Annotated in this window: 11 protein-coding genes, 1 tRNA gene, 1 other RNA gene and 2 pseudogenes; 5 read left to right on the top strand and 10 right to left on the bottom strand. The window is 69.2% G+C overall.

The features are described 5' to 3' along the window. Positions 1 to 211: 211 nt before the first annotated feature. The 3 genes from purD to ffs form a co-directional block, all read right to left on the bottom strand. Complete coding sequence (purD, locus tag ACFYQ5_RS29005; RefSeq protein WP_389201790.1) at positions 212 to 1,465, bottom strand: phosphoribosylamine--glycine ligase; 1,254 nt, start codon at positions 1,463 to 1,465, stop codon at positions 212 to 214. Positions 1,466 to 1,695: 230 nt separating this feature from the next. Next, positions 1,696 to 3,993 (bottom strand): DNA polymerase III subunit gamma and tau, encoded by a 2,298-nt coding sequence (locus tag ACFYQ5_RS29000; protein WP_389201788.1) that lies wholly within the window; start codon positions 3,991 to 3,993, stop codon positions 1,696 to 1,698. 78 nt (positions 3,994 to 4,071) lie between these two features. Beyond that, an RNA gene (gene ffs / locus ACFYQ5_RS28995) (signal recognition particle sRNA small type) lies at positions 4,072 to 4,168 on the bottom strand. A 131-nt stretch (positions 4,169 to 4,299) separates the two neighbouring features. Between ffs and ACFYQ5_RS28990 the strand changes: the two genes are divergently transcribed. Continuing rightward, positions 4,300 to 4,387 (top strand) — tRNA-Ser (locus ACFYQ5_RS28990). A gap of 6 nt (positions 4,388 to 4,393) precedes the next feature. On the opposite strand, the gene ACFYQ5_RS28985 is transcribed toward ACFYQ5_RS28990, so the two are convergent. The 5 genes and pseudogenes from ACFYQ5_RS28985 to ACFYQ5_RS28965 all read right to left on the bottom strand — a co-directional run bounded on the left by ACFYQ5_RS28985 (position 4,394) and on the right by ACFYQ5_RS28965 (position 6,435). Continuing rightward, positions 4,394 to 5,221 (bottom strand): hypothetical protein, encoded by an 828-nt coding sequence (locus tag ACFYQ5_RS28985; RefSeq protein ID WP_389201787.1) that lies wholly within the window; start codon positions 5,219 to 5,221, stop codon positions 4,394 to 4,396. Further along, complete coding sequence (locus ACFYQ5_RS28980; protein WP_389201786.1) at positions 5,194 to 5,496, bottom strand: hypothetical protein; 303 nt, start codon at positions 5,494 to 5,496, stop codon at positions 5,194 to 5,196. Before ACFYQ5_RS28980 ends, ACFYQ5_RS28985 begins: the two co-directional genes overlap by 28 nt. Positions 5,497 to 5,695: 199 nt before the next feature. Continuing rightward, positions 5,696 to 5,816, bottom strand: a pseudogene (locus ACFYQ5_RS28975) (IS5/IS1182 family transposase); the annotation flags it as partial. 14 nt (positions 5,817 to 5,830) lie between these two features. Continuing rightward, positions 5,831 to 6,139: a hypothetical protein gene (locus tag ACFYQ5_RS28970; protein WP_389201784.1), complete on the bottom strand. Its 309-nt coding sequence runs from the start codon at positions 6,137 to 6,139 to the stop codon at positions 5,831 to 5,833. Between the two features lie 8 nt (positions 6,140 to 6,147). Then, entirely contained in the window at positions 6,148 to 6,435 is a 288-nt protein-coding gene (locus tag ACFYQ5_RS28965; RefSeq protein WP_389201782.1) for a hypothetical protein, read from the bottom strand. A 1,538-nt stretch (positions 6,436 to 7,973) separates the two neighbouring features. On the opposite strand from ACFYQ5_RS28965, the gene ACFYQ5_RS28960 reads away from it, so the two are divergent. From ACFYQ5_RS28960 to ACFYQ5_RS28945, 4 genes and pseudogenes are all read left to right on the top strand, one after another. Continuing rightward, complete coding sequence (locus tag ACFYQ5_RS28960) at positions 7,974 to 8,771, top strand: serine/threonine protein kinase (RefSeq protein WP_389201780.1); 798 nt, start codon at positions 7,974 to 7,976, stop codon at positions 8,769 to 8,771. Next, positions 8,768 to 10,264, top strand: coding sequence for a serine/threonine-protein kinase (locus tag ACFYQ5_RS28955; RefSeq protein WP_389201778.1), 1,497 nt, complete (start codon positions 8,768 to 8,770; stop codon positions 10,262 to 10,264). The genes ACFYQ5_RS28960 and ACFYQ5_RS28955 overlap by 4 nt, the downstream gene beginning before the upstream one ends. 234 nt (positions 10,265 to 10,498) lie before the next feature. Next, positions 10,499 to 11,515 (top strand): alpha/beta hydrolase, encoded by a 1,017-nt coding sequence (locus tag ACFYQ5_RS28950; RefSeq protein ID WP_389201777.1) that lies wholly within the window; start codon positions 10,499 to 10,501, stop codon positions 11,513 to 11,515. 304 nt (positions 11,516 to 11,819) lie between these two features. Beyond that, positions 11,820 to 12,241: pseudogene (locus ACFYQ5_RS28945) on the top strand (PIN domain nuclease). A gap of 248 nt (positions 12,242 to 12,489) precedes the next feature. On the opposite strand, the gene ACFYQ5_RS28940 reads toward ACFYQ5_RS28945, so the two are convergent. Together ACFYQ5_RS28940 and ACFYQ5_RS28935 are read right to left on the bottom strand one after the other, a co-directional pair. Continuing rightward, positions 12,490 to 12,690: a hypothetical protein gene (locus tag ACFYQ5_RS28940; protein ID WP_389201776.1), complete on the bottom strand. Its 201-nt coding sequence runs from the start codon at positions 12,688 to 12,690 to the stop codon at positions 12,490 to 12,492. Beyond that, positions 12,687 to 14,786 carry an N-6 DNA methylase gene (locus ACFYQ5_RS28935; protein ID WP_389201774.1) on the bottom strand — a complete coding sequence of 700 codons (2,100 nt, stop codon included), beginning with the start codon at positions 14,784 to 14,786 and terminating at the stop codon, positions 12,687 to 12,689. Before ACFYQ5_RS28935 ends, ACFYQ5_RS28940 begins: the two co-directional genes overlap by 4 nt. Positions 14,787 to 15,142: the final 356 nt, after the last annotated feature.

The following is a 15,142-nucleotide window of genomic DNA, read 5'->3' as shown; positions in this document are numbered from 1 at the left end:
AGGCGTTCGGTGATACCGCGCCCCCTGCCCCGGGTGCGCGGACACGGCCTCCCGCGCCCTGGCCGGGAGGCACCTGACACACCCGCGCCCGGCGCCTCCGTGGAGGGCCGGGCACAGGGGACGAGCAGGTGGCCGTCGCAGGCGTCCCGGGCGTCCCAGACGTCCCGTCTCAGGCGTCTTCAGGCGTCCCAGACGTCCCGTCTCAGGCGTCTCAGGCGTCTTCGGCAGCCTTGCGGGCGATGTCCGTACGGTGCTGGGAGCCGTCGAGCCGGATCCGGCCCACCGCGGTGTAGGCCCGCTCCCGGGCCTGTGTGAGGTCCTTGCCCGTCGCCGTGACGGAGAGCACACGCCCTCCGGCGCTGACGACCGCGCCGCCGTCCTGCCGGGTTCCGGCGTGCAGGACGAACGCGTGCGGTGCATCCTGCGCCACCACATCCGCGAGACCCTCGATCGGGTCCCCCGTGCGGGGCGTCCCCGGGTAGTTGTGCGAGGCGATGACCACGGTGACGGCCGCGTCCTCGCGCCAGGTCAGCGCCGGTACGAGGTCCAGGGTCCCGTTGGCGGAAGCGAGCAGGACCCCGGCCAGCGGCGTCTTCAGCCGGGCCAGGACCACCTGGGTCTCCGGGTCACCGAAGCGGGCGTTGAACTCGATGACCCGTACACCGCGCGACGTGATCGCGAGGCCGGCGTACAGCAGCCCGGAGAACGGGGTGCCGCGGCGGCGGAGCTCGTCGACGGTCGGCTGCAGGACGGTCTGCATGACCTCGTCGACCAGCTTCGGGTCGGCCCAGGGGAGCGGGGAGTACGCGCCCATGCCACCCGTGTTCGGGCCCTCGTCGCCGTCCAGGGCGCGCTTGAAGTCCTGGGCGGGCTGAAGGGGCAGCACCGTGGTGCCGTCGGTGATCGCGAAGAGACTCACCTCGGGGCCGTCGAGGAACTCCTCGATGACCACACGGTCGCAGGCCAGGGCATGGGCACGCGCGGCTTCGACGTCGTCCGTGACGACGACACCCTTGCCGGCCGCGAGGCCGTCGTCCTTCACGACGTACGGGGCGCCGAAGGCGTCCAGCGCCTCGTCGATCTCGGCGGACGTCGTGCAGACGTAGCTGCGGGCGGTCGGGACGTTGGCACCGGCCATGACGTCCTTGGCGAACGCCTTGGAGCCTTCCAGCTCGGCAGCCTCACCCGAGGGACCGAAGCAGGGGACACCGGCCGCGCGCACGGCGTCGGCGACACCGGCGACAAGCGGTGCCTCCGGGCCGACGACCACCAGCTCGGCGCCCAGTTCGGTGGCGAGGCGCGCGACGGCGTCGCCGTCGAGTGCGTCGACCGGGTGCAGTTCGGCCACCTCTGCGATTCCGGCGTTGCCGGGGGCGCAGTACAGAGCGGTGACATCGGGGTCGAGGGAGAGAGAGCGGCACAGGGCGTGTTCGCGGGCGCCGCCGCCGATGACGAGGACCTTCACGGGGTGCAGCCTAGCCGCCGGGGGCCGGCGGACTCGACGGGCTCCGCTCCGTGGACAGCCCGGGGGCGGGCCGGGGGCGGTCGCGGACGGGCCGGCGGCGGCTCGCGGACGGCTTATGGACGCCGTGGACAGCCGGTGGACGCCCGTGGGCAGCCCGTGGACAGTCCGAGCGGAGCCCGTGGACAGTCCGAGCGGGGCCCGTGGACAGTCCGAGCGGGGCCAGGGTGCCCCTACTCGTTGGTGAACTCCTCGACGACCGTGGCGCCCAGCTCGCGGACGATCAGGTCGTGCCCGGAGAGCGCCGAGTCGACCAGATCGGGATCGTCCGCTTCGGCGGTGTCGTCCTCGGGCGCGACCGAACGCGGGGGCTCGGGCGCCGCGCGGTCGTACGAGGACGGCTCGGGCCGCCCGGACTGCTGCGCCGGGGGCTGCTGAGCGGCCGGCGGGTCCTGCGGGGCCGGGGCGGCCGGCCGGGGCTCGTAGGACGGAGCCGGCGGGGCGGGCGCGGGCTGGTACGGCGCGGCCGGAGGCCTGCCACCACCACCGCCGCCGCTTTGCGGGGGCTGGCCGCCACCGCCCGAGGAGTCGACGACCGCGTCGACCCGCCACTTGGCGTTGAACTGCTCGGCCAGAGCCTGCTTGAGCACCTCCTCGCTGCCGCTGCTGGAGAAGGTGTCGCGCGCTCCGGCGTTGAGGAAGCCGAGCTGCAGGGTGCTGCCGTCGAAGCCGGTGACCTGGGCGTTCTGGCTGAGCAGGATCCAGGTGAACCGGCGGCGGTTCTTCACGGCCTCGAGGATGTCCGGCCACATGTTCCGCACCTGGGCCGCGCCCTGTGCCATGTCCTGCCCGCCGGGCGCGGGAGCCTGCGCGACGGGGGACGGAGCGGACGGGGCAGGGGCGGACGGGGCAGGGGCAGGCGCCTGCCCCTGCGGCACGCCGCCTCCTGGCGCGGAGGCGGTCGGCCAGCCACCGGGCCTGCACGCCGCTTCCGCGCCGCTGCCTGCTCCGGCCGCCGCGGGCCAGGCGCCGGGGCGCTGACCTGCGGGCGCCGGGGCCGCGGGCTGCTGGGGCGCGGGTTGCTGTGCGGGCGGCGCTTCTTCCTGTTCCTGCGGCACCGCGGGCCGGGGCTGCTGGACGGCCGGCGGGGCCGCGGCCTCAGCGGCCACGGGCGCGGCCCTCGGTACGTCGGCGGGGGCACCGCCCGGAACCTCGCCACGGGCTGCCGCACGAGCCGCCGCGGGACCGCCGCCTGCGCCGGGCATCCCGACGCCCGCCCCATGGGCTTCCGGCCCCGGTACGTACCCCATGGCGGGGCCGGACCCGGCCGTGGCGAAGGACGCGCCAGGGCCGGACCCGGCCGTGGCGAAGGACGCGCCGCGCTCCAGCCGGTCCAGCCGGGCCTGGAGCGAACGCTCGTCGTCGAAGGCCGCGGGCAGCAGCACCCGGGCGCAGATCAGCTCCACCTGGAGCCGGGGCGAGGTCGCCCCGCGCATCTCGGTGAGCCCCTCGTTGACCAGGTCGGCGGCACGGCTCAGCTCCGCTGCGCCGAAGACGGCCGCCTGGGCCTGCATCCGCTCCACCACGTCGGCGGGTGCGTCGATGAGCCCCTTGTCCCCGGCGTCCGGCACGGCGGCCAGAATCACCAGGTCGCGCAGCCGCTCCAGCAGGTCGGCGACGAAGCGCCGGGGGTCGTTGCCGCCCTCGATCACCTGGTCCACGACCTCGAAGGCAGCGGCCCCGTCGCCCGCCGCGAAGGCGTCCACGACGGAATCCAGCAGGGACCCGTCCGTATAGCCGAGGAGCGAGGTCGCCATGGCGTATGTCACACCGTCGTCGGCGGCGCCGGCCAGCAGCTGATCCATCACGGACATCGAGTCACGCACGGACCCGGCACCTGCCCGCACCACGAGCGGCAGCACACCGTCCTCGACGAAGCTGTTCTCCTTGCCGCACACCTCCGCGAGATAACCGCGCAGTGTCCCGGGCGGCACCAGCCGGAAGGGGTAGTGGTGCGTACGCGACCGGATCGTGCCGATGACCTTCTCCGGCTCGGTGGTCGCGAAGATGAACTTCAGATGCTCCGGCGGCTCCTCGACCACCTTCAGCAGGGCGTTGAACCCTGCCGGGGTGACCATGTGCGCCTCGTCGATGATGTAGATCTTGTACCGGCTCGACGCGGGCCCGAAGAATGCCTTCTCCCGCAGGTCACGGGCATCGTCCACGCCACCGTGGGACGCGGCGTCGATCTCGATGACATCGATCGAGCCCGGCCCGTTGCGCGCGAGGTCCCGGCAGGACTGGCACTCCCCGCAGGGGGTCGGCGTGGGGCCCTGCTCGCAGTTCAGGCAGCGGGCGAGGATGCGGGCACTGGTCGTCTTCCCACAGCCCCGCGGCCCGCTGAACAGGTACGCGTGATTGACCCGGTTGTTCCGCAGGGCCTGCTGCAGGGGGTCAGTGACATGCTCCTGACCGATGACCTCGGCGAAGGACTCGGGGCGATAGCGGCGGTACAGCGCAAGGGACGACACACATACGAGGTTATCGGGGTGGACCGACAACCGGCCCCGCCCCGGACCGAGCGCCCGGCGGAACACCACACCCGGACACGCAAGGGCCCCCCACGCACCCGCCAGAGCCAACCTACCCTTGCTGCCTTCCGGCCCTGGGGGAGTTCAGTCAGATAGCGCCACGTGAGGGGCTGACGCCCACCTTAGCCGATCCCCGCCCCCTGCCGTCCACCCGCTCCCCGACCGCACCCCTGCCGAGGACGGTCCGGAACGATCTCCGGGGAACGTGTTCGCGAGCACCCTCCAACGTCTTGTATTGTTTGCGGCGGAGGATTCGCCTAGTGGCCTAGGGCGCACGCTTGGAAAGCGTGTTGGGGGCAACCCCTCACGAGTTCGAATCTCGTATCCTCCGCCATTGCTCTCACCGGGCAATACGTCGAAGGCCCCCGCAGCTTGCTGCGGGGGCCTTCGACGTTGGTGGTTGCAGTTCTGGTTGCAGTTCCCGGCTACCGCCCGTTGAGGCCGCCCGGCACACGTTGCAGTACATGGCCGCGTTCTGCCCGTACCGCCGCATCATCTGGCTGCAGCCGGTACACAGCCCGAGCTCCCATGGTGGGCAGCCCAGCGCTGCGGAGGCTGCTGCCCGCTCGAGGGGAGTGATCCACATCGGGTCGCTGGAGCGTTGGGCCGGCAGACGGGGGAGGGTGAAGCCGTCTGTCGGTTGATCGAAGTCACGAAGAGGCCGGCCGTCACTGATGAACCAACTGTCTTCGCCTGCCCGGCAGGTGCGGTCGATCTCCTGCTCAGCGAAGGTGATCACGTCGTCGTCTTCTGCCGGGACTGCGGGCAGGGGCGTCTTCTCGTCGACGATCTCCTCCCACAGCGCGCGGTCGGCCGCCGACACCCACATGTGCCGCCCAGCGCGGCCACTGCCCCGACTGGGCACGTAGACCGGGACGCTCTCCCCCGTAGCGCTCTGCAGGACCAGGTCCTCGATGCAGACCGGCTTCTTCTCCGGGAGGCACAGCGCCGGCACGAACCAGTCCGCGTGAATCGCGCCGTAATGACCGGCGCCCTCGCTGAGGAGGCAGTGGCGCTCGCTGCTCGGTACGCACTTCCAGACTTCGAGGTGCCGGTAGCCGCCGCGGATCACCATCTCCTTGCGGTCGACAATGTCCTTCCACGGCATGTCGTCGACGCGTGCCCAGGGGGCGCGGTCGATCAGGGAAGCCGTCCGGTCCTTCGCCACCCACAGCGGGTGGTGCCGTGCTCCACGGCGTTGACCGAACGCCGGTGCACGCTGCTGGGGCTGAGGTGGTGGTACTGGATCTCCCAGCCAATCCTGCGACCACCAGGCCCGGTGACGACGGCGTCCGAGACGCGCCGCCGGTTCGCCATGGGAACCTCGGCCTCGGCGTCCAGGCCGTACCGCCCGGCGGTCTCGACGATCCGCTCCTTGGTTGCCTTGTGCTGGGCGCTCTCCGCCGGGGTCGGCTTGTGCGTGATCGGTAGGTGCGAGGCCACGAGAGGTCGTCGGCCCTCAACCCTGCCTCGACGGATGAACATCCACGGGGACTTCCCGCCGGTCTCCGACAGGCATTACCGCCCGTCGTGGTGTACGAGGCATTCGAGCAGCTGCGCGTCGCGATCGGAGACCCTGGCGGTGATCTCCCGCAACAGATCGGGACGCCCGGGGTGCCCGAAGTCAGGCAGCGACAAATTGATCTAGCCCTTACGTGGGCGGAGTCGAGGACGACGCGGGTGACGTCGACGAGGCCAACGTCGTCGAGTCGGTGCAGAACTGCTTCGTGGAGACGGCCCCAGACGCCGACCCGCGACCCTATGCGGCCTGGGGAAGTTACTCCCCGATTCCTCCCGCGGCGACGATCGTGGCGATCCAAAGTTCGCGGGTTCCGCCTTGGTTGGTGAAGTCGACGGTTTTGCCCCGGATCTGCAGGTGAAATCCTGCCAACGGGCCAAGCGTGTCCACGACTCCTGCGGCGTACACCGGCAGTTCATCGTCTACGGTCCGCAGCACGAACGACAACGCCGGTCGATTGCCGGGTCCGATGACAGGATTTGAGGCTTCCAGCGTGCCGGCGATCTCGTCCTCCGGCTCGGGCCGCGCCATGTACCACGGCTGCCCGCGGTAGACATCGACGACCACGGATAGCCTCACAGGAACATCACATGAGCCGCCCAGTAGACCGTCTGTGGACTGGATGGAACATTGAAGCCTCGAATGCGCAGCTGCCAGGCGCCGCCAGCCGCTCCGTCCTTCCGGCACCTCTCGAAAACGCTGTTGATTGAAGCACTCGATTCGAAGCGGGTACCGGAACTCAAGGAGAGGTCGATATCGTTGTGGGTGCCGGATTCGGGCCACCAGAGCGCAGCGTCCAGGAAGTACCCATTCTCTTGGACGTTGATCGGTATTTCGATCGTCGCTTGATTCGCAACGCTCACCTTCCCCCACCATGTGTGGCCTTGGAGGGGCATACGCAACGGGCCAGCGCCCTCTATGTTGTCGAACGGGTAAACTCTTCGACCGCAGAGCATGACGTGTGCATATACCTGGCCTGGATCGATTGTGGCACTGGTGCCGCGCAGCCAGTTCCGAGGGGAAGAATAAGTTCTCATACGTCACCCTGGGAGTGAATTCGTAAAGCATGTCCGAGCATCATACAAACAATTGAAGGAGGTGCAATCAATACTGCGACACAACCCCTAGAATACTGACCAGTCAGGCGCGTGCACCACTTAGCTATTTCCGCCCTGGAACCTGCGACACCGTCGAATCCAGACGAAAAGATCTGTGCAGCGCCGTAGGGGTGTTGGGGCATTAGCCGTCAGGAGGCGCGAAGCTCAGCACGTGCTGACAATTGTGGGCCGTGGCGGACAGACAAAGGCCGCGAAGGCTATAAGGCCAGGCCACGGAATCGTGGCGCGCCTATGCGGCGCAGTGTCCGAGGCCGTCTCGACGGAAGCCCTCGGCCGGCCCTCCCCTCCAGAGTGGCGACTGCATTTCCGACCTGCCAGGGTCGCCCGGTGTCGTGCTTCCGTGCGTCGCGTGTACGCCCTCCCTGCCGTAAGCGCTGCGAAGCAGTCTTCGTGAGGTCTGGAGTTCCTTGGCCTCTGAGTAGGGGGACGGAGTGGCATCTCAGTCCAGGTGCGGCGCACGCACCAAAGCTGGCACGGCGTGCCGAAACCTCGCGGTAGTCGGCACCTCTCGTTGCGCGAAACACCAAGGCCCCTGGTCGGCTTACGGTGTTGCACAGCGTAAGGAGAAGGAAGCCAAGGCAAAGAAGCGCAAGATCCGCAAGAAGCGGTAGGCACCACGGCGAGACCCACAGGACCGGCGGCTCAGTCTCATCCGTAGTCTCGTTCGCAGCCGTACGCAGTGTTCCGGTTCACCCCCAGCTCGCGCGCCACCACGATCACGTTCCCCACGGCATCCAGCCGCGCAAGGAAACGCTCCCTCAACCCCGAAACATCATCGCGTCCAACGGCCACGGTCCTCGCAACTCCCACAGATCGCGGGTGTTGTGAGGACCGTTAGAGCCCAAGCCCCAAGGGGCTTGCGGTGGGGCCCTTCGACGTATGTGGAAGAAGCGGACGACCGGCGCGGACCACACGGCGCCGGCCGCGCCGGGCCTGGTGATGCGCGACTCCACCGGTGGAACCTGGTCAGTACAGCGCGGCCGCCTTCACCGAGGTCTGCCGCCGGCACGGCATCCGTCACGGCACGGGCCGGATCGGCTCGAGCTGTTCCGCTGGGATCAACCTCAGCGTCCGCTTCGTCCAGGCCACGAGCCGGTCGGAGATGGCTGAAAAAATAGAGACTTCTTCCAGAAATTCCTTCTGTGCCCATTGAGTCGGCGGCAGACTCGATGCGTGTTCTCACCGCGTGTTCTCGCCACGTGTCCTCACGGAGTTGCCGGGGCGCGTGCCACATCGCGCAGACACGCCGGTGTCTGCGCGGCGATCGAACGAGAAGGGGGAAAGTGAGCGGCATCGTGGTTCATCTGCCACTGCGGAGCGGCGAGGGCGAGCCGTGCGGTGGCCCCATGACGTTGCGGCTGGGCCCGGGAGAGACGGCGCGCTTCGGACGGGGCTCGGCGGGAGCCCCGGTCGAACTCCGCCTCGACGATGCGGCGATCTCCCGGCTGGCGGGGGAGATCCGCGTGACGGACGACCACTGGCAGCTGAGCAATCACAGTACGAGCCAGAGCTACCTGGTCGAGAACCCGGAGGGTGCTGGGGAGTACCTGAGAGTGCCGCCCAGGCGCGCCGGAGCGCCCATCCCCTTCGAGTTCTCCCGAGTCGTGCTGCCCGCACGCGGCAACACCGCCGTCTCCTTCCACGTGTTCGCCCCGGACCATGTCTACCTGCCCGGGGACGGATCGGACGGCCAGTGGGGCAGTCGCACCGTCGCGGCCTACTCCTTGGACGAGACCTCGCTCTATTTCCTCGTACTGGTGGCGCTCTGCGAACCGCGCCTGCGCGACGAATCATCGGTCGCGGTACCCACGACGCCTCAGATCGTCGAACGGCTGCGGGATCACGACGCCTGCCGCCACCTGACGGCCCGGGCGATCAGTTCACACATCGACTACCTGGCCGACGAAAAGATGCGGATCGGTGATCCGGCGGAGCGCGGGCCCCGCACGGGAGCGCGCCGCAACGGTAAGCGGGAGGCGCTCGTCGGGCTCGTGCTGCGTTTCTGGCTCGTCCGGGAGGAGCACCTGGCGCTGCTGCCGCGGCGGGCGGGGGCCGCCCCCCGGGAGTGGAACACGCCATGACCGGACAGGCGCGTCGAAGCGACCCATGGTCCGGAGTGATGCCGTTGTCCGGCCCGGCCGACACAGCCGGACATGACGGTAGGGAGCCGCTCCCGCGTGGCTACCGCGTCCTTGATTGGGAGGTCACCGAGCCGATCGGGGCAGGGGGCTGGGCCAAGGTCTACGCGGGACGCCTCGTCGGTGGTGGTGGCCGCGACCACCACGGTGACGGCCGTCCGGCAGGTCCCGAAGAGGTCGCGCTCAAGTTCCTTCCGACAGCCGGTCTCGCACCGCGCCAGACCCGCAGCGTCGCTGAATCCGCACGCCGGGAGGTCGAACTCGGACGCCGTGCCGGCCATCCGAGGCTGATCCGCCTGCTGGACTTCGTCGTGCTCAGCGAACCCGCCCGACCGTTCCTCGACGGGGCGATCGTGCTGATCATGGAACGGGCCGCGTGCAGTCTCCGGGATGTCCTCGGCCAGGGAGTCGCCGAAGCGGAAGGCGCGCGCCTGGTCGCCGGCGTCTGCGAGGGCGTGGCTCATCTGCACCGCAGTGGTTGGGTGCACGGGGACCTCAAACCGGAGAACGTCCTGCTCATGAAGGACGGTTCCGTCAAGCTCTCCGATTTCGGACTGGCCGCTGAACTCACCGGCACCCACGGCACCCACGGCTACGCGCCCCCGATGGGAACCATGGACTACCTTCCGCCGGAGCGCTGGAAGGCTCCGCTCGGCGAGCAAGGAGTCGAGTCCCGGCCGAGCACCGACATCTGGGCACTCGGCGTCCTGATGCACGAGGTGTTCGCCTCGGGCGTCCCGCCGTTTCCCGGCGCCACCCCGATGGCGCGCGCCGCCGCCGTACAGGAGTACGCCGAAGGGCGGGCACGGCTGCGTATGGACGGTGCGGTGCCGCCGTTCTGGCATGCGCTGATCGCTGACTGCCTGGCCCCGACCCACGCGGCACGCGCCGCGCACACGGCCGAGAGCCTGCTCCCGCGTATCGCCGCGGGGCCGCCCGTCACCGACCGCGCGGGGAGGCGACCCGTGCCACGTCGGCGACGCGGCGTCCGTGTCCTCCTCGCGACCGGCGCGGTGTGCGCCGCGACCGCGGGAGTGTGGTTGTACGCCGGGCCGCCCGGCAACCTGGCCGGCCCCGTGAAGATCACGGTGTTCAACGCCGAACTCGCGTGCCAGGAAGCGGCGGAGCGGGACCCCGACTGCAGTCTCGGGCTGGCGATCGATCCCTGGGGCTCCTACACCGCCGACAATGTGGTGCCGACCCGCGTGTGGCACGGTGACGTCCTCACTGCCGACTGCGGCATCGCTCAAGGGACTCCCATCATCGACGAGGCGGACCGGCAGTCGTCCGAGTGGATCCGTGTCCGTCTCCCGAGCGGCTCCGCGCGGGACGCCGCCTGGCTGCCCGCTGTGCGGGCGGAGGGCCGGCCCGAGGTTTCCCGGTGCCGTCACCTGCCTCCTCGTGCTGACGGCGGCTCCGCGTCGGCCTCGTCGTAGCGGGCGGCTCCGCGCCGGCCCCGTCCCGGCGGGCCGCCCTGCCGGCCGACTGCGGCCGGCGCCTCCCGGTACGGAAGACCTGCCCCGTCACCGGCCCAGCCCATCAGGACCCGAGGGCTCTGTCACTCCGGATCGTTCCGGATGGCGCCGAGAACGTCGGGCGACTAGCTTCCGAGCGGGCGGAACCACCGACGCCACCACGTACCGGAACAAGTCCCCGACCAGGAGGCACAGTTGAGCGAGCAGCACCGCACCACACGCAGAAACCTTCTCAAGACCGTCGGCGGAGTCTCCGCGGCCATGGCCCTCGGCGGCACGGGCGTCGTCGCGTCGGCCTCGCCGGCGAGCGCGGCCACCCGGGGCGCCACCGCCGGTGACGGCTTCGGACTGCACATCGTGGACCGTATGGAGACCGACCCCCGCATGTGGTACTACCGGTTCCAGACCGGTGCGATCGGCGGCTGGTCCCCCGCCGTCAACGTCCTGCTCCCCGACGACTACCACTCGAGCGGTCGCACGTATCCCGTCCTCTACCTCCTGCACGGCGGCGAGCAGGACTTCATCTTCTGGGACCGCTGGGGCATCCGTCCGGCGACCGCCGGCAAGCCGGTCATCGTGGTGATGCCCGACGGCGGACGCGCGGGCTGGTACTCCAACCCGGTCAGCACCAACGTCGGCGCCCGTGACTGGGAGCACTTCCACATCGAGCAGCTGATCCCGTGGATCGACGCGAACTTCCGGACGTACGCCGAATTCGACGGCCGCGCCGTCTCCGGCTTCTCGATGGGCGGCTTCGGCGCGCTGAAGTACGCGGCCAAATACTGGGGGCACTTCGCCTCGGTGAGCTCCCACTCCGGTCCGGCCAGCCTGCGCGGTCCCGTCGCCGGAGTCAACGGCGCTGTCGTGCACTGGGCCAACGCCTCGTCCGCTGCCGTCGAACTGGGCGGCGGCACGGTCTACGGCGCGCCGTTCTGGGACCAGGCCCGGGTCAGCGCGGACAACCCGATCGAGCGGCTCGAGAGCTACCGGGGCAAGCGGGTCTTCATGGTCGCCGGCACCAGCCCCGAGCCGACCTTCTGGGACACGTTCAACGAGGTCGGCGTGCTCGATACCCAGCGGGAGTTCCGCGGCTTCCTCGACAGGGCGGGCATCCAGCACGAGTCGCACGAGAGGGCAGGCGGCCACAAGGTCGACCCCGGGTTCTTCGATCAGGATCTCAACGGCATCATCGGCCGCCTCCGCAAGGCGTAGCCGGACAGCGGCGTCGCGGCGGCCACCTCCGGGACCGGCCCCGTGGCGGCCGCCGCGACGGCGCGACGGTCCCCACACCGACCGCCCCGGACGGACCGGCGATGACATCGCCCCTCGCCCGCCCCGCCGGTCAGCCGCGTGCTCACCGCCGTGCCGGTTGACGGACGGCGGGCCGTCGTCTCGGTGAGGTTGCGTCGGCTGATGTGCCCGGTGCTCGACTGCTTTCTTCGTGGTCAAAGACATGCGGCAGCAGACGAGGGGCCTTTGATCTCGAGCTCTTCGAGGACAAGAGGAACTAAGGTCGGTGAACTCGGCCCAGTTCCTCATCGACACCAGCGCCCTCGCCCGGTTCTTGCGTGGTGACGCCGAGCAGTACGGATGCGACCAGGTCGAGCGGCAGGTCTCATCGCGACCTGTCCAATCACCGAACCCGAGTTCTTCTACAGCGCCCGCTCCGCCGACGACCGCGCGCAGGGAATCGAGAACCTGCGTCTCCTCTTCGGGTGGGTCCCCGTAGACGATCGGGCATACAGCCGGGCCTGGCAGGTCCAGGGAGCCCTGACCAAACGAGGTCAGCACCGCAGCACAGGGGCAGCCGACCTGGTGGTAGCAGCCACCGCCGAGCTCCAAGGCCTCACGCTCCTGCACCGCGACCGCGACTTCGAGTGCATCGCCGCCGTCACCGGGCAAGCCGTCCAGTGCTACGGGCCTGACGCCGGCAAGTGACTTTCATAGTCTCAGTCCTGGTCTCATTCCCCCCTCCGGGCCCGTCCGGACAGGGCCACGCAGAGTCCTCCCTCGCAGGTCAGGACCCCCACGGCCCCGCCGGACCCCCGGACGGACATCTGGAACGTGTTGGAGGCAACCCCTCACGAGTTCGCATCTCGTATCCTTCGCCATTGCTCTCACCGGGCAATACGTCGAAGGCCCCGACCGGGATACCTTGGGTTCAAGGGGCCTTCTGCGTTGCCTGGTCACACACCGACTGCTGCGGCGATCAGCCCAAGGCTCAGGATCACGCTGCCGGCGAACGCGGAGCCTGCCACGAGGGCAGCGTCGGCAGCTCGTGTTCCGGTGCGCGTCTTCAAGATGAAGGCCGCTAACCCGACGACGACAGAGAACAGCAGGACCACCAGGAGCCACGCGAACCTCGCGGCAAAGGGCAGGTCACTCATCGTGAGGTCCTCTCGGGGAAGGCGCCGGCTGAGGTAGGCAGAGTTGAACCGGAGAGGGCGGCAAGTCCGATCAGTTGCTCGGCCAGATTCTTGTGCACCTGGGATGCCGCCCGAGCAACCTCCGAGTGCCTGGCGATCTGCTCGTCGAGCGCTTCCAGTGCCTCAGCGATGCGCCGTTGCTCGGACCACATCGGCAGATGCACCGGCAGTGCCTGAAGGTCCGTCTTGCTGATTGAGGGGACTGTGGTCTTCTCGGACCGGCTCTTGATCCATTCGACGGTCTGCGGGAGCGAGAGGTAGGCCAGCAGATAGGCGGGGCAGACCTCGGGCGCGAACCGGTGGAGACGGATCAGGTTGCTGCCGAACAACCAGCCCACCTGGTCCGCCTGCACGTGAGCCACGGGCCCCACTGTGCCCGTCCGCGCGCACAGGATGTCTCCTTCTTCCAGAGCGAAGCGCCGCATCCTCTGCGCCTTGTCGTACGAAACGGCCGTATCGCGCGCGTCGGCGACCCTGCGATCGCGCAGGTGCTTGGGCTGCACAACCGGCACCGCGCCGGCGGGCACGTAGGTCTCCTTCGGCAGCAGTGATGGAGAGGGGCCTGCTTGCAGCTCGCACAACTCGCCGAGGCTCCGCCATTCCCGGTCATCTGGTGCTGTACCGAGCAATCCGCCGATCCCGCCGTCGACTTGCCTGAACTCAGCAACCCTGGCGTCGGTCCGGGCGTCGGCCTGCCCAGCCGCCTTCCGTGACCTCAGCAGAGCGCCATAAGGATCTGTCAGCCCTTCGGCTTCTACGCTTGACCGCCTCGCGGGCCGCGCGTAGTCGGCAGGGCGCAACGAGGAACCAGCTGCGTTGATGGCCTCCCTTCGGACAGCCGCGCAGGGAAGCCGGGAGTCCGGGATGACCGCGTCGTTTCCGCCCGTCCCGCGCCACGCATGGTAGGCAGCCGCGATGAGCGCGCAGTCGTCAGCCTCCAGGACGGACAGCTTCCTGGATACCTTGTTCCCCAGGCCGGACGCGTCGATGAACAGAACCTGTCCCGAGCTCTGCTCCTGCGTTTCTGGTTTCAGGATCCAGACGTTGACAGAGATCGTGGTGGCGCTGAACATCTTGGCCGGTAGTGCGACGACGCATTCCACGACTCCGCGATCCACCAGGGCGTGCCGAATACGCTGTTCCTTGAGGTTGGAGGAGGTGGCGGCGCTGTTGGGCATGAGGACGGCTGCCCGGCCGCCTTCGTTGAGGGACATGACCGCGTACTGGGGCCACGCCAGGTTGGCGTTGGATGCCGGCGGTTCTCCATAGATCCACCAGTCGGCATCAACCGGCGCCGCAGGAACGTTGAACGGCGGATTGGTGAGAACGAGATCCGCCCGGCGCCGTTGACGAACCCCCGCCGACCAAGGGCGGGTTGAGCCCGTAAGGTTCAGCCACTCCGGACGAGCACCGTGCACCATGAGATTCATGGCCGCGAGGTCGCGCGTCTCCGGATGGGCGCTCCCTGCAACGACAGCCGGAACCTGTCCGCCGACCTCATCTCCCGGCTCCGGCCTGGCGGCCAATACGGCTGACAGGAGTTCGCCACCCCGGCCGTTCGGGTCGTACAGGCTCTGGGCCGAGGAACTCGCGCCGAGCAGTGCTGCCAGAAGACGTGCAACGCCAGGCGGGGTGAAGGCATCACGGCTGCCCAGCCCGGCTTCATGCGCATGGTGACTCAGCAGTTCGGTGAAACATCCGCGCCCCAGATCTTCGATCATGTCCAGGAGGTGGACGATGTCGTGGTGGCTGCGGGGTTTGAGGCCCTCGAGCCTCACTGCCATGGCGCTGGTCACCCCTTGCGCGGCGAGAGCCTGCTCGACCTGCTGGGCGACCGTGGGCAGGAATGTGTGGAGGTGCGTTCCTGCCTGACCGTGTGCGGCGGCCCGCCGCACATCTGCCCACCTCCTCGGCTCGGCCCACCTCAGGAAGAGGAGGCAGAACAGCAGGTACAGGAAGCTGGCTCGCGGTCCTGCTCCCCAGTTCCCCTCGTTCTGCTCGCGGAACAGGACCTCGACCGAACTGAGGCGCTTGCCGTCGGTTTCATCAGCCGCCATGCCCCGGACGGCCGGGAAACCCTCCGTTTCGAGGGCCCCTGCGGTTTCGGTTTCCGACGCCGCCGTGAGAGACGCCATTACACGGTCGGCGTATGTGACATCTGCACCCTCATCGCCCCGACGGGCCCTCGGCGGCACCGAGCGCCCACTCAGCCAGGTGAGCACGTGGGACAGGTAGTAGTAGTCAGTACCGCCGGCCCTCGTGGGGCTGGGGAAGTCCGTGTACCTGCGCTCCCAGTTGGTGATCGCCGAGCGCCGCACACCGGCCATCTCTGCGATAGCTGCCCTCGACACCAATTTCTGCTTCTGGTGTCTCGTGATTCTCATGCTGGCCCCGTTCTGCTGCGCGAACCGCC

The sequence above is a fragment of the Streptomyces sp. NPDC005794 genome (assembly GCF_042871445.1).
Taxonomy (GTDB): Bacteria; Actinomycetota; Actinomycetes; order Streptomycetales; family Streptomycetaceae; genus Streptomyces.
This window is presented reverse-complemented; position numbering and strand designations above follow the sequence as displayed.

Coding starts and splice junctions, on each gene's coding strand:
- ACFYQ5_RS28955 (WP_389201778.1), top strand. CDS start 8,768: ATGACCGGACAGGCGCGTCGAAGCGACCCATGGTCCGGAGTGATGCCG.
- ACFYQ5_RS28940 (WP_389201776.1), bottom strand. CDS start 12,690: ATGAGTGACCTGCCCTTTGCCGCGAGGTTCGCGTGGCTCCTGGTGGTC.
- ACFYQ5_RS28935 (WP_389201774.1), bottom strand. CDS start 14,786: ATGGCGGCTGATGAAACCGACGGCAAGCGCCTCAGTTCGGTCGAGGTC.